The 14989-nt window shown below is 34.1% G+C and carries 13 protein-coding genes; 9 read left to right on the top strand and 4 right to left on the bottom strand.

Annotation, left to right across the window (positions count from 1 at the left end; translation table 11 throughout):
* Window positions 1–51: 51 nt before the first annotated feature.
* From CLV33_RS12025 to CLV33_RS12000, 6 genes are all read left to right on the top strand, one after another.
* Window positions 52–495 (top strand): DUF1573 domain-containing protein, encoded by a 444-nt coding sequence (locus CLV33_RS12025; RefSeq protein ID WP_105474286.1) that lies wholly within the window; start codon window positions 52–54, stop codon window positions 493–495.
* An 8-nt stretch (window positions 496–503) separates the two neighbouring features.
* Window positions 504–1397: a thioredoxin family protein gene (locus CLV33_RS12020; protein ID WP_105474123.1), complete on the top strand. Its 894-nt coding sequence runs from the start codon at window positions 504–506 to the stop codon at window positions 1395–1397.
* Between the two features lie 97 nt (window positions 1398–1494).
* Window positions 1495–3186, top strand: a complete 1692-nt coding sequence (lysS, locus tag CLV33_RS12015) for a lysine--tRNA ligase (protein WP_105474122.1) — start codon at window positions 1495–1497, stop codon at window positions 3184–3186.
* 306 nt (window positions 3187–3492) lie between these two features.
* Window positions 3493–4713 carry a hypothetical protein gene (locus CLV33_RS12010; protein WP_105474121.1) on the top strand — a complete coding sequence of 407 codons (1221 nt, stop codon included), beginning with the start codon at window positions 3493–3495 and terminating at the stop codon, window positions 4711–4713.
* Between the two features lie 178 nt (window positions 4714–4891).
* Window positions 4892–7351, top strand: coding sequence for a zinc-dependent metalloprotease (locus CLV33_RS12005; RefSeq protein WP_105474285.1), 2460 nt, complete (start codon window positions 4892–4894; stop codon window positions 7349–7351).
* A gap of 138 nt (window positions 7352–7489) precedes the next feature.
* Entirely contained in the window at window positions 7490–7936 is a 447-nt protein-coding gene (locus tag CLV33_RS12000; protein WP_105474120.1) for a DUF4890 domain-containing protein, read from the top strand.
* A gap of 77 nt (window positions 7937–8013) precedes the next feature.
* Here CLV33_RS12000 and hemL read toward each other — a convergent pair whose 3' ends face one another.
* From hemL to CLV33_RS11985, 3 genes are read right to left on the bottom strand one after another with little or no spacing between them, the layout of a single operon-like run.
* Entirely contained in the window at window positions 8014–9300 is a 1287-nt protein-coding gene (gene hemL / locus CLV33_RS11995; RefSeq protein ID WP_105474119.1) for a glutamate-1-semialdehyde 2,1-aminomutase, read from the bottom strand.
* An 11-nt stretch (window positions 9301–9311) separates the two neighbouring features.
* Window positions 9312–10103 (bottom strand): glucosaminidase domain-containing protein, encoded by a 792-nt coding sequence (locus CLV33_RS11990; RefSeq protein WP_105474118.1) that lies wholly within the window; start codon window positions 10101–10103, stop codon window positions 9312–9314.
* Window positions 10103–11017: a 1-aminocyclopropane-1-carboxylate deaminase/D-cysteine desulfhydrase gene (locus CLV33_RS11985; RefSeq protein ID WP_105474117.1), complete on the bottom strand. Its 915-nt coding sequence runs from the start codon at window positions 11015–11017 to the stop codon at window positions 10103–10105. Before CLV33_RS11985 ends, CLV33_RS11990 begins: the two co-directional genes overlap by 1 nt.
* A 396-nt stretch (window positions 11018–11413) precedes the next feature.
* Here CLV33_RS11985 and CLV33_RS17550 point away from each other — a divergent pair, with 396 nt between their 5' ends.
* From CLV33_RS17550 to CLV33_RS11970, 3 genes are all read left to right on the top strand, one after another.
* The gene (locus CLV33_RS17550) at window positions 11414–11578 is read left to right on the top strand and encodes a DUF5522 domain-containing protein (protein WP_161785303.1); all 165 of its coding nucleotides are present in this window, start codon (window positions 11414–11416) and stop codon (window positions 11576–11578) included.
* 97 nt (window positions 11579–11675) lie between these two features.
* The gene (locus CLV33_RS11975; RefSeq protein ID WP_105474115.1) at window positions 11676–12248 is read left to right on the top strand and encodes a DUF4136 domain-containing protein; all 573 of its coding nucleotides are present in this window, start codon (window positions 11676–11678) and stop codon (window positions 12246–12248) included.
* 279 nt (window positions 12249–12527) lie between these two features.
* Window positions 12528–14288: an aromatic amino acid hydroxylase gene (locus CLV33_RS11970; protein WP_105474284.1), complete on the top strand. Its 1761-nt coding sequence runs from the start codon at window positions 12528–12530 to the stop codon at window positions 14286–14288.
* A 64-nt stretch (window positions 14289–14352) separates the two neighbouring features.
* On the opposite strand, the gene CLV33_RS11965 is transcribed toward CLV33_RS11970, so the two are convergent.
* Window positions 14353–14988 carry an HAD family hydrolase gene (locus CLV33_RS11965; protein WP_105474114.1) on the bottom strand — a complete coding sequence of 212 codons (636 nt, stop codon included), beginning with the start codon at window positions 14986–14988 and terminating at the stop codon, window positions 14353–14355.
* Window position 14989: the final 1 nt, after the last annotated feature.

Genomic DNA, 14989 nt, shown 5'->3' with positions numbered 1-14989 from the left:
CCTTTACAATAATGATGTTTGTTGAAAATCAACAATAAAAAAACAAACATTATGACACATTTTAAATCTGCCCAAAACACAGTAGTTTTACATCTTAAAACACTACTGCTTTTTATCTTTGTTTCTAATTTTAGTTTTTCACAAGCACAAACTTTTAAGAAAGATGTTGGTATTTTTAATTTTGAAGAAGACATAATTGATTATGGTACTATTCAGCAAAACGATAATGGTTTAAAAACATTTAAATTTACAAATAGTGGTACTGCTCCTATTGTTATTTCAAACATAAAAACCACCTGTGGTTGTACAGTACCTTACTACTTTAAAACACCTATTTTACCTGGTAAATCGTCTACTATAAACATAAAATATGCTACAAATAGAGTTGGTAAATTTTCCAAATCTATTATGGTTATATCAAATGCAGACACGCCCCAAAAACGATTACAGATTAAAGGCAACATTATTTATAAAAATACTGTAACTCTTAAATAATATATGCCATGAAAAACATTATTATACTAATTGTTGCGTTTAGTTTAGTATTCATATCGCATACCCAAAATTTGAACAAGGAAATTGCTCTTGATGGCGAAACACCTTTTTTACTGGGAAAAATAGACAAAACAGGCTTAACTTCTATAAACTACAAATCGTGGTTTAATAAAAACTACAATACTTACCTACCACAAAAAGCAATTATTGAGGCTATAGGCACACAGTTAAACACTTACAACATTACGCTTTTTATGGGAACTTGGTGTGGTGATAGCAAGCTAGAAGTGCCACGATTCTATAAAATTATTACCGCTTTAGGTTACCCAGAACACAAACTCACCGTTATTGCTGTTAGTAGAAAACCTTACATGTATAAAAAAAGTCCAAATCATGAAGAAGCCGGCTTAAACATCCATCGCGTACCTACTTTTATTTTTTATAAAAACGGAAAAGAAATTAACCGCATCGTAGAGCATCCTGTAGAATCTTTAGAAAAGGATATTTTAAAAATCATAACTTCAAACAATTATCAGAGCAACTATCAAATAGTAAGTAAAATTGATAATATTCTAAAAAATGATGGCTTAAATGGTTTTAAAAAGCAGCAAAAAAAATTAGCTAAAATATTTAAGAACAAAGTTGACAATATGTTTGAACTAAACACCTACGGCAATGTACTTTATACCATTAACGAAACCGATGAAGCTATTGAGGTATTTAAACTAAACAATACACTATTTCCCAATAATCCTATAACACATATAAACTTATCCAATATTTTAGTTGCTAATAATAAAACGCACGAAGCTGTATTGGTGCTTAAAAAGGCTATGAGAATTTTTCCAGATAACAAAGATTTAGTTGAGAATCTGCAAGCCATACAATCTAAACAAAACTAAACATTGGCAAACTAAGCCGCTACGTTTGTAAAACCTAACGGTTTTTTTGCGCTTATTCTGTTAAATAATGTAATTTTGCAGCTTTAAATAAAATAGCATGCAGCTTTCAGAACAAGAATTGGTAAGACGCGAAAAACTCGCAAAATTAAGAGACTTAGGCATTAATCCTTATCCCGCAGATTTATATCCTGTAGCACAAACTTCAAAAGATATAAAACATAATTTTGAAGAAGGTAAAACCGTTGTTATTGCTGGTAGATTAATGTCGCGTAGAATTCAAGGAAGCGCTAGTTTTGCAGAACTACAAGATAGCGAAGGTAGAATTCAGGTATACTTTAACCGTGATGAAATTTGTACTGGAGCAGATAAAAGCAAGTATAACGAGGTTTATAAAAAGCTTCTAGATATTGGTGATTTTATTGGTATTGAAGGTGAACTTTTTAAAACCAAAGTAGGCGAAAAAACCGTAATGGTAAAAGATTTTACGTTGTTGAGTAAGGCATTGAAACCATTACCACAACCTCGCGTAGATGCAGAAGGAAAAGTTCATGATGCGTTTACCGACCCAGAACAGCGTTACCGGCAACGTTATGCAGATTTAGTAGTAAACCCACATGTTAAGGACGTGTTTGTTAAGCGTACCAAGCTATTCAATGCCATGCGCCAGTTTTTTAACGATGCAGGTTATTTTGAAGTAGAAACTCCTGTTTTACAACCTATTGCTGGTGGTGCTGCGGCTCGCCCATTTATTACACATCACAATTCCTTAGATATTCCTTTATACATGCGAATAGCGAACGAGCTGTACCTTAAACGCCTAATTGTTGGTGGTTTTGATGGTGTTTACGAATTTTCTAAGAACTTTAGAAACGAAGGAATGGACCGTACCCACAATCCAGAGTTTACAGCTATGGAAATTTATGTAGCTTATAAAGACTACAACTGGATGATGGATTTTTGCGAGCAACTTTTAGAGCATTGTGCTATTGCCGTAAACGGTACTACTAAAGCCACATTTGGCAAACACGAAATAGATTTTAAAGCACCATACCCAAGGGTAACAATGGCAGACTCTATTAAGCATTTTACTGGCTTTGATATTACAGGAAAAACAGAAGCTGAAATTCGTCAAGCTGCTAAAGATTTAGGTATTGAAGTAGACGATACCATGGGCAAAGGCAAGTTGATCGATGAGATTTTTGGCGAAAAATGCGAAGGCAACTATATACAGCCTACATTTATTACAGACTACCCAAAGGAAATGAGCCCTTTATGTAAAGAACACCGTGAAAACCCTGAATTAACAGAGCGTTTTGAATTAATGGTTTGTGGGAAAGAAATTGCTAACGCCTACAGTGAGCTAAACGATCCAATAGACCAGCGCGAACGTTTTGAACACCAATTAGAATTGGCTAAAAAAGGCGATGATGAAGCTACAGCAACTATAGATTACGATTTTTTACGTGCTTTGGAATATGGCATGCCTCCAACTTCAGGCATGGGAATTGGTATGGACCGATTAATTATGTTTTTAACCAATAACCAATCTATTCAAGAAGTGCTGTTCTTTCCGCAAATGAAACCAGAGAAAAAACCTCTAGCCATTAGCGATGATGCAAAAGCAATTCTAGAAATATTAAATAAAGCTGAAAAATTAGAATTAGCAGCATTAAAATCTCAATCTGGTTTATCAAACAAAAAGTGGGATAAATCAATTAAAGAACTCACTAAAAACAGTTTAGCTAAAGTTGAAAAAACAAATGATGGCCTTTTTGTAGAAAAAATTTAGCTAAAAGAAAACAAAAAATAAAGCCGATAGTTTTTAACTACCGGCTTTTCTTTTAACTAAACTAATCTAAACTAAACTTGTTTTAAACTAAACTTATACAAATAGACGACAAAATTTCCAATTCCTTACTTCTATTTAGAAATGTTTAACTAGTATAAACCCTTTTTTAAGACTTCTTTAAGGTTTTAGCATTACGTTTAGTTGCTTTTATGATGTATTTAAAACCTTATAGTTTAACCCACAAGGTTTTGGGCTAATTAAACAACCAGAAATAAAACAACCTTTTAAATATTTTATATTTGCGCAATGCTTAAAAAAATCCTTTTACTTTTTTACTTACTATTTAATCTTTCTTTTAATGCACAAGAAAAAGACAATTTAGTTTTTAAAAACGGTATAGAAAGGCCCAGTATTTTATCCACACATCATTTTGGGATTTTTAGCGCCCGTATAAATCAAAACTTTAAAATTAGCCCTCCCAAATCTTCAACATTTTCATTAAACTATACTAGTGGTAATACATTTCATCCTTATGTAGAAGCTTATTTCCCTAAAAACCCAGAAGTTAGAGCGCGTTTAAGCGAAATAAAATGGCACGATAGACCTTTTAATTTTATCAATCAAGAAACAACACCTGCAGATTATATAAATATTGTAATTGATGCAGTTATTAAAGAGTTTCGTGCTAACTATAACTTCGCAATTTCTAACCAGCACGAATTTGGGCTTACAATTCGCACGTATTTAATAACAAAAGGGAAACATCCTTTTTCCTTATTTACTAGCGATGAGACAATAGAGTGGTTTCATACCAACATTGCCGGTGGGGAAGATCCTTTTGGAAGGCGTTATTATGGACTAAACCAAGTAAACTTTTCATATCAAGATAGAAACGGAAGAACTCTTCAACTAAACGCTAACGACTTTTTTGTAGGTGGTTTAGAATTCAATCATTTCTATTATCCATCATTTCTTAAAGATGAAGAAAAACACATACATGTTAATTTTGGAAACCACATAGGAATAAATACTTCAAAATTCAACACATCAATAGATTATGGTATATCACTAAACAGTGTTAAAAGTCTTACACTTAAAAACAAAAACGAATTTAATTTTGGAGTTGGCGCAAGTGTGTTGTACAAAAATTTTATAAACTTAAAAAACAACAATATAGATTTAGGCAACAACTCCCTACTTGCTAGTCTTGAAGGACACATAGAATTTACAAAATATACTAAAAAAGGCAACTACAACGCCTTTGGAATAAACTACCATATACAGTCTCGCTTTAACAAAAAGGCCGAAGAAGGCTACTACAAACTTCTTGGGAAATGGAGAGAAATTAATGGAGGTTGGCAAAATGGCGTAGCTACGCTCTACAAAGCATTATCTAATTGGAGTATTGTGTATACCTACAGCAAACGCAACTACAAACTATCGCTATTTTTAAACCAAGATTTACTTGTTAATAATGCTCCAGATTTTCAAACAGGTATTGCTTTTAATATTCCAATTTTAAAGTAAGTTAAATCGCTGTACAACTTGTTTTTTCTACGCTAAACTTAGCCACTTTATTTCGTTAAAATATTGCCAATTTTACAGTATTAAAACCAATCATTATTGGTAATATAATTAGTTTAGTGGCCAAAATTAAAAAAAACTAATAGTGAAAAATTACATTAAAGTACTAGGTATTGCCGCAATGCTTTTACTAACTGCTTGTGGCACTTCAAAAAAAACTGCAAAAGCTCAGGCTGATAAAAAAGCAGCTACGACGGCAAATGCAGCACCAAAAAAATCCAAAAGCAACGAAATTCAACCTTACGACAAGGTTATAACCAAAGAAGCCAAAACAGATACAGGCCTGTTTAATGTGCACAAAATAGATGATGCATATTTCTATGAAATTCCAGATTCGCTATTAGGCAGAGAAATGCTGATGGTTACGCGCATTGCCAAAACAGCAAGTGGCCTTGGTTTTGGAGGCGGAAAAGAAAATACACAAGTATTACGCTGGGAAAAGAAAGATAAAAAAATACTCCTAAGAGTGGTGTCTCACAATGTGGTAGCTGATGAAGATTTACCAGTGCATGAAGCAGTTGTTAATTCTAACTTCGAACCAGTTTTATTTACTTTCCCTATAAAAGCTTTTAGCAAAGACTCAACAACTACTGTTATAGACGTTAGCGATTTATTTGAAAAAGACGTAAACGCCCTAGGTTTAGGTTCTAGATACAGAAAACGCTATAAGGTTTCAAGATTAGACGATAGTAAATCGTTTATTGAATCTGTAAAGAGCTATCCCTTAAACATCGAAGCGCGCCATGTAAAAACTTACAATGCCGCAGAACCACCATCTAACGCAAGTACAGGAACAATTTCAATTGAAATAAACAACTCTATGGTGTTACTGCCAAAGGAACCCATGAAGCGTCGTTATTTCGATGAGCGCGTTGGCTGGTTTACCAGTAGTCAAATAGATTATGGATCTGAAGCTCAAAAGAGTGAGACCGTTACATATTTAGACCGATGGAGACTTGAGGTAAAAGATGAAGATATAGAAAAATTTAAACGAGGTGAATTGGTTGAGCCCAAAAAACAAATAGTGTATTATATTGATAGGGCAACACCAAAAAAATGGCGTAAATATATTAAGTTAGGCATTGAAGATTGGCAAGTAGCTTTTGAAGCTGCAGGTTTTAAAAATGCAATAATTGCTAAAGACCCTCCTACGGTTGAAGAAGATCCTGAGTGGACTCCAGAAGACGTACGCTACTCGGTGGTTCGTTATTTAGCATCGCCAATACCAAACGCTAATGGCCCTCATGTAAGCGATCCAAGATCTGGTGAAATTTTAGAATCAGATATAAATTGGTACCATAACGTGATGAGTTTAGTTAATGGCTGGTTTTTCGTTCAAACTGCTGCCTCAAACCCAGATGCTAGAACTGCAGAGTTTAGCGATGAAGTTATGGGCGAACTAATTCGTTTTGTGTCCTCTCACGAAGTTGGTCACACCCTAGGCTTACCACACAATATGGGGAGTAGTGCCGCTTATAAAGTTGAAGATTTACGAAACCCAGAATTCACTAAAAAATACGGAACCGCACCTTCCATTATGGATTATGCACGTTTTAATTATATAGCACAGCCAGAAGATAAAGGCGTTGCCTTATTTCCAAACATAGGTATTTATGATAAATATGCTATTTCTTGGGGGTACAGACCTATTTTAGATAAAAGCGCCAAAGCTGAAAAAGACATTTTAAATAGTTGGATTTTAGAACATGCGGGCGACCCTATGTATAGGTTTGGACACCAACAAGTTGGAGATGTAGTAGACCCAAGTTCGCAAACCGAAGATTTAGGAGACGATGCCATATTAGCCAGTACTTATGGTATTAAAAACCTAAAAAGAATAGTACCCAAACTTATAGAATGGACCACCAAAGATGGCTACGATTATAAAGATTTAAAAAACATGTACGGTCATGTTATTTCTCAATTTAACCGTTATATGGGTCATGTTTCAAATAATATTGGTGGTGTTTACGAAGATTATAAAACTGCAGACCAAGAAGGTGCTGTTTACACCCACGTAGACAAAGCACATCAAAAAAATTGTTTAAGCTTCATCAACAAACAGTTGTTTAACACACCAGAATGGTTAATAGACACGAACATCTTTAACAAAATTGAATACTCTGGTTCGGTAGAACGTGTAAGATCTATGCAAGCTAGAACTTTAAGCAATATTTTAAGTTTAGGCAAAATGGCTAGAATGATTGAAAACGAATCATTAAACGGAAATAATGCTTACACACTTACAGAAATGATGCGTGATTTAAGAAACGGTATTTGGAGCGAATTAAACACAGGCAAAAACATAGACACCTACAGACGTAATTTACAACGCGCTTACATTGACAGATTGGAATATTTAATGACGGCAGAGACACCAAAATCGCCTAGCTCTAATTCGTCATACATTAAATTTACACCTGTAAATACAAGTCAGTCAGACATAAGAGCTGTAGTTAGAGCAGAATTAAACACTTTAAAACGATTAATTAATTCTCGTTTAGGAGGAAGAGATTCTATGAGCAGAATTCATCTAAAAGATGCAGTTGAAAGGATTAATATTATTCTCGACCCACAATAACCCCATCTTAATTCATCACAAAAAAAGGCTTCCAATTCGGAAGCCTTTTTTGTTAATACCTAGTTAAAATTAAACTTTCTTTTAAACCATTAATTGTTTTGGTAGTCCAAACACCAAATAAACATAAATTTTTATACCATGAAAAAATTAATAATGATAGCCCTTGCTGTTTGTACAATTCAAATTACAAATGCTCAAGGCCCCGAGAGAAACAGAAAAGCGATGATGGATTTAGAACCAGAGGAAATCGCTACGTTACAAACGAAAAAAATGACTTTAGCCTTAGATTTAAATGCATCACAACAAGATGATATTTATAAAATAAATTTAGAGAACGCCAAAATGCGAAAAACTCAAATGGCGGAAAGAAAAGCTAAAAGAGAAAGTGGTGATGCAGCTAAACCTACAAAAGAAGAACGTTTAGCTATGGCAAATAAAATGTTGGACCACAAAATTGAGGTTAAGGCTAAAATGAAAAAAATATTAAATGATGAACAATACGCCAAATGGGAAAAGTCTATGGCCAAAAGACAATCTAAAATGAAAGGTAAAGACAAGAAAAAGCGTGATCGTAAAAAAGCATAAATAGAGTTTGAGTTTTATTTAGTTTAGTGATTTTTTTGATTAAGAAGCATCGCGCCCTGGCGCGATGCTTCTTTTTTTTACAATGTCTTTGCTACTTTATGTACTGCATTAATAGTATAATCTAAATCCTCGTAGGTTAGCGCATCTGTGAGAAACCATGTTTCAAAAGCACTTGGCGCTATGTAGATACCATGGCTTAACATGCCATGAAAAAAAGCTTTAAAGGTATCGTTGTTGCCTTTTGCTGCAGTTGAAAAATCAAAAACTTCATCTTTAGCAAAATGTACTGAAATCATAGAACCCACTCTATTAATTGTGTGGGCAATACCGTTATCATTCAATACCTTAAACATCCCTTTATGCAAATATTCCGTTTTTTCGGCTAAACGTTTAAATACCTCACCATCAGCATTTAGCTCAGATAACATTGCTAAGCCTGCTGCCATTGCTAACGGATTACCACTTAAAGTCCCAGCCTGATACACTGGCCCCTCAGGTGCCAAATAATTCATAATTTCATTTCGAGCTGCAAAAGCCCCAACAGGAAGCCCCCCGCCAATTACCTTACCAAAACAAACAATATCGGCATGAATACCGTACAACTCTTGTGCCCCTCCTTTGGCTAACCTAAAACCTGTCATTACCTCATCAAAAACCAATAAAATATTATTTGCATCACATATTAACCGTAGTTCTTTAAGAAAATTTCCTTTTTGGGGAATACACCCCATATTTCCAGCAACAGGCTCTATAATAATGCAAGCTATTTCATTTTTATTGGCACCAACAAGTTCTGCCACACTATCAATATCATTATAATTTGCCAACAAGGTGTCTTTAGCTGTACCTTGGGTTACTCCAGGGCTATTGGGTGTACCAAACGTGCTAGCACCACTCCCTGCTTGAATTAAAAAAGAGTCTGAATGTCCATGATAACATCCTGCAAATTTTATAATTTTATCTTTTCCTGTAAAACCGCGTGCCAAACGAATGGCACTCATACACGCTTCGGTTCCCGAATTTACAAAGCGGATTTTATCAATATGAGGCACCATTGAAACTGCTAATTCTGCTATTTTTGTCTCAATTTCGGTTGGCATCCCAAATGATGTTCCTTTTTTTGCTTTTTCAACTACCGCGTTAACTACAGGTTCATGGGCATGCCCTAAAATCATAGGTCCCCAAGAATTTATGTAATCTATTAAACGGTTGCCATCTTCATCATACAAATAAGCACCTTTTGCTTCCTTAACAAAAATTGGGGTTCCACCAACACCTTTAAAAGCCCTAACTGGAGAATTTACGCCCCCTGGAATTACCTTTTCCGCTTCAGCAAATAATGCGCTACTGCGTTTATAAATCATATAGTATATTTTTATTTTATTTTTAACACTTGCCCAATAGCTATATTGGAACCAGTTATGTTATTTGCATTTTTAATAGCTTCAACACTAGTATTGTAGCGTTTAGAAATATTATATAACGTATCGCCTTTTGCAACAACATGCTCTAGGTATTCTTCTTCTGTATTAAACTTACGTCTAGATGGATTTAAACCTAAAACCTCATCATCGTACTTATATAATTCGTAACGTTCTATTAAACCTATTAATTTTTGAGGATATTTTTTATCTGTAGCATAACCTGCAGCTCTTAACCCTTTAGCCCAAGCCTTATAATTTGAAACATCTAAATCGAACAGGCCTTCATAACGTTTTCTTGATGTTAAAAACAGGGAATGATCTCTAAATGAATATTTTGCACTATTATATTTTCTAAAACATTCGCCTTTTTTATCATCATCATGATAAATTTTTGCTCCTGTCCAGGTGTGACATTTTATACCAAAATGATTATTTGCCTCTACAGAAAGGCGTCCCTTTCCTGAAGCAGATTCTAAAATACCTTGTGCCAAAGTAATACTTGCAGGAATGTTATACAGGGTCATTTCTTTTTGGGCAATCTCTTTATATGCTTCGATGTAAGCTTCAGTTGAAGTTAATGCAGAAGGCGCTGTTGTACTTTCCACCTCTTTCTCTGGTGTCTTTTTTTCAACAATAACGGCTTCTGTTTGTTCCCTCTTAGACTTTTTGGTAACTACAGTTTTTTTAGAACCGCAACTAAATACAAAAAAACTAAGCGATATGATAAAAAGTAATTGTTTCATTAAATTTGTATTAAGGGTAATTTTTTCTTCTTTAAAAAAGCATTCATTCCATTAATGCCCTGTAATCCTCCAGTATGAATCGCTAATATTCTAGAACCTCTTGGAAAATAATTTTTATTGATTAAATCGAAAATACCATACATCATTTTACCAGTGTAAATAGGGTCTAGAGGTATGCCATTATCAGACTTAAATGCATTTAAAAACCTTACTAATTCTGAATTTATTTTAGCATAGCCTCCAAAATGATAATCGGTTATTAAATTCCAATTGCTTTTAGCAACAAATTTACTAATATCTTCATGTAAAAACGAACCTTTTAGTGCTGGAAATCCTAAAATTTGTTGACTAGGTTTTGAAGAGTTAATAAGTCCAGAAATTGTTCCCCCTGTGCCAACAGCACAACATACAACATCAAAATTTTTATCGTCTTCACTAAGTATTTCTTCGCACCCTTTTACAGCCAACGAATTTGTACCTCCTTCGGGTATAAGATAAAAATCTTTAAATTCTTGCTTCAATTCATTTAAGAATCCTTCAGAAGTTTTTTCGCGATAAACATCACGAGGTACAAATTTAAATTGCATGCCATGGTCTCGTGCAAATCGCAATGTTGGATTGTGTTCTATTTCGCCATAAAGCTCTTCACCCCTAATAACACCTATTGTTTTAAAGCCTAAAATGTAACCTGCTGAAGCTACAGCAGCTATATGGTTAGAAAAAGCGCCACCAAAGGTTAGCAAGGTTTTAAAGCCTAATTGTTCTGCCTCCTTTAAGTTGTATTTTAACTTTCGGTATTTATTTCCAGACACAAACGCATGCAATTGGTCTTCACGCTTTATTAACAATTCCACACCACTTTTCTTAGGAAGTGCAATGTGTTGATTACTAGTTTTTTCAAAATCGAAATTCATTACTTGCAAATATACTTTATGAAACTCCAAAACTTGCGGTGTTTAAAATATTCAAAATCAAACTCTTTTGTATAAGCTTCTCTTTCAAAAGAAATATTTAGGTAAGCTTTATCCCAATTTTTGTAGTGCACAAGCCTTATTAAAAATTCTAAGACGTACCATAAATAAAACGGAACTACCAATAATTCTAGCTGTTGCCTTAAATGAATTTTCTCATGGTTTATAAGGGTTTTACTAGATAATATCGCCCTATTATTTAGGATAATAAACGGATATATTGAAATACCAGTGTAACCCTTTGGAACTAAATATTTAAAAACTACAATCATTTAATAATGAAACGTCAAAAAACCAAACCACAAAATAATTCTTTAAAATTAAATATCTTTGTTATATATGAAAAAGATTATCCCTATAGAAAAAGGCGATTATTACCTTACACCCGAAGGTTATCGCTGTTTTACGGAACAATACCACTTAAAACGCGGTTACTGCTGTGAAAGTGGTTGCAGACATTGCCCTTATGGCTACAACAAAAAAACAAATACAATACAACGCTAGCTTTTTAGCTTATGTGGTATGATTATTGATGATTATAATATTATAAAAAGTTGTAACATCTCTACTCTACTGAGATTAAAAATTAAATATATATGCCATGAAAAAATTATTTAAAACTTTACCACTTATAGCCCTTCTTATAGTGGCCACCTCATGCTCTTCTGTTAGAGTATCGACAGATTATGATAGAAAAGCCGATTTTAGTTCTTTTAAAACCTTTGCCTTTTTTAAGACGGGGATTGATAAGGCCGAAATTAACGATATAGATAAACGCCGAATTTTACGTGCTATTGAAGCAGAACTTTTAGCCAAAGGTTTTATAAAATCTGAAGATCCAGATATTCTTATTAGCATTTTCACCAAATCCAACCAACGCGTAGACGTTTACAACAATGCTTGGGGCATGGGCGCCTGGGGTTGGGGCGGATGGGGCTGGGGAGGCTGGGGAGGCTTTGGTCCTGGATGGGGCTGGGGTTGGAATCAGCCAGCAGTATCTACCCAAACCGAAGGTGTTCTTTTTGTAGACCTTATTAATGCTAAAAAGAAAGAGCTAATTTGGCAAGGTATGGGTACCGGTTTCTTAAGTAGAAATACTGAAAAGAAAGAAGAACGTATTAAAGAATTTGTTTCTAAAATACTGGAACAATACCCTCCTGAAGCAGAAAAATAAACATTTACAAGAGGCTATTTGCAAAGTGTTGTCCTGAATGAAGGACATTAAAAGTACTTTTTAGATAGCCTCTTTTGTTATATCTTAACCTATACTATTTTTTGTTTGGTTTTAGATAAATCCTTATTATTCTTCCCCATTATACTTATCCTTTTTTATTGTTCCATATTAGTAAAATAATTTTAACTTTTAAAACTACTATTGAAAGAAAAGTTAAAAATTAAGTCTTTTGATGAATTATTCGTATTTTTAGTTGCCTTTAACGTACAAACTTTAGAAATGTCGGATATATTTGAGTCAAACCTAATACTACAAAAGCTACCCAAGCATTTAAAGCAGTTTATAAAACCACAGAACTATAACGAGTATTCGGCAATAGACCAAGCTGTATGGCGTTATGTGATGCGCAAAAATGTAGATTTTTTAAGCAAAGTGGCACACGGTTCTTATTTAGATGGCTTAAAACAAACTGGTATTTCTATAAATAGCATCCCTAACATGTATGGCATGAACCGTATTTTAAAAGATATTGGTTGGGCTGCTGTAGCGGTAGATGGTTTTATTCCACCCAATGCTTTTATGGAATTTCAGGCTTATAATGTATTGGTTATTGCCAGCGACATCAGACAGCTAGAACATATTGAATATACACCTGCCCCTGATATTATTCATGAAGGCGCTGGACATGCACCCATAATTGCTAATCCAGAATATGCAGAATATTTAAGACGCTTTGGCGAAATTGGATGTAAAGCTATTTCTTCTGCAAAAGATTATGAATTATACGAAGCGGTACGCCACCTATCCATTATAAAAGAAGCACCAAACTCTACTGAAGAGGCTATAGTTTCAGCAGAAAAAAAAGTAGAGGAATTACAGCAAAATATGGGAGCACCAAGTGAAATGGCTTTAATAAGAAATTTACACTGGTGGACTGTTGAATATGGATTGATAGGCTCTATTGAAAATCCGAAAATTTATGGTGCTGGCTTGTTATCATCTATTGGCGAGAGTGCTTGGTGCATGACAGATAAAGTAAAAAAACTACCATACGATATTAATGCTACATTTAAAGATTTTGATATTACCAAGCCACAACCACAACTATATGTAACCCCAAATTTTGCGCACCTAAGTTTAATTCTTGAAGAATTTGCAAACACTATGGCACTAAGGCGAGGTGGTTTATCTGGAGTTAATAAATTAATAGCATCAAAAGCTCTGGGCACTATAGAATTAAGCACAGGGCTACAAATTTCTGGAATTTTCAGTAATGTAATCGCTTACGACGGCAAACCAATTTATGTACAAACTACAGGCAAAACCGCTTTGTCTTATAGAGAAAAAGAATTAGTTGGCCACGGTACAAATACGCATGCCAATGGTTTTGGTTCTCCTGTTGGAAAATTAAAGGGTATAAACATTGCTATTGAAGATATGAGCCCTCGCGATTTAGCGGCCTATAATATTTATGAAGGAAACGTTATTATTTTAGAATTTGAAGGTGGCATATCAGTCTCTGGTGAAATTATTACAGGAAAACGTAACTTGCAAGGAAAAATTATTTTAATAAGCTTTAAGAACTGTATAGTAAAGCATGAAGAAAATGTACTGTTTCAACCAGATTGGGGGGTTTACGATATGGCTGTTGGCAAGGATATTGTTTCTGCATTTTCTGGACCTGCCGATTATAGCAGTTTTGATTTGATAACGCATGTGCCTTCTACACAAACCATACACGTAAAAAAATCTAAACAACGTATTGCCCTAGAAACATTGTACCAACAAGTTAGAGATTATAGAGAAGGTAAGAATAACACAGTTTCTAGAACCAAAGTACTGGAAGAACTTATAGAAAACCACCCTAACGATTGGTTACTACCTGTAGAACTTTACGAATTGTCCCAAATTGATAATGAAACTGAATTATCTAAAAAAATAGTAAAACATTTAGAAAGCATTAAACGAAACAAACCTGAATTTGGGCACTTAATTGATGATGGGTTGGAAATAGTATCAAAATCAGTAAAGCTTTTCTAAATAATGAAAAATGAAATTTTGCAAAAACTTAATTTAAAGCATATATGTAAAAAATTAGCTAAACCTATATCATCTCTAAAAGTTTTTCCATGTTGTTAAATGTATTAGTTGCTATGCCGTCAAGCTCGTTATTATAATCGTGCTCCGTATAACCAAACACATCAAAACCACCTAATTTTGCAGCAGTAGCACCAGAAACACTATCTTCAATAACCAAACATTCACTGGGTTTAAACCCCATTGTTTTTGCAGCCCATAAAAAAATATCGGGTTCTGGTTTCCATTTTTTAATCGCATAACAACTAAAAATATTGCCTTCGAAATATGGTAACAAGCCTGTTACTTCTAGGTTTAATCTTATTTTATTTTCTGGTCCGCTAGAAGCTGTACAAAATGGAATGTCTAAATTTTCAACCACGCTCTTAACACCTTTTATGGGTTTTATTTTTTCTCTAAACGCTTCAAAAGTATTAATGCGATAATCAGATTCAAAGTTAACCGGCAGCGGTTTCCCAATACATTTTGAAATTAAATGCGTACAAGAGTTAAACGACTTTCCCTTTAACTCAATTAATGCTGTATTAAAGTCCATATTTGCTCCAAGATGATTGGCCATTTCAACCAAAACACCAATGGCAATAGGCTCACTATCAATCAACACACCATCACAATCAAAAATTACACATTTGTATTTACTCATA

The organism is Jejuia pallidilutea (genome assembly GCF_002973595.1).
GTDB lineage: Bacteria > Bacteroidota > Bacteroidia > Flavobacteriales > Flavobacteriaceae > Jejuia > Jejuia pallidilutea.
This window is presented reverse-complemented; position numbering and strand designations above follow the sequence as displayed.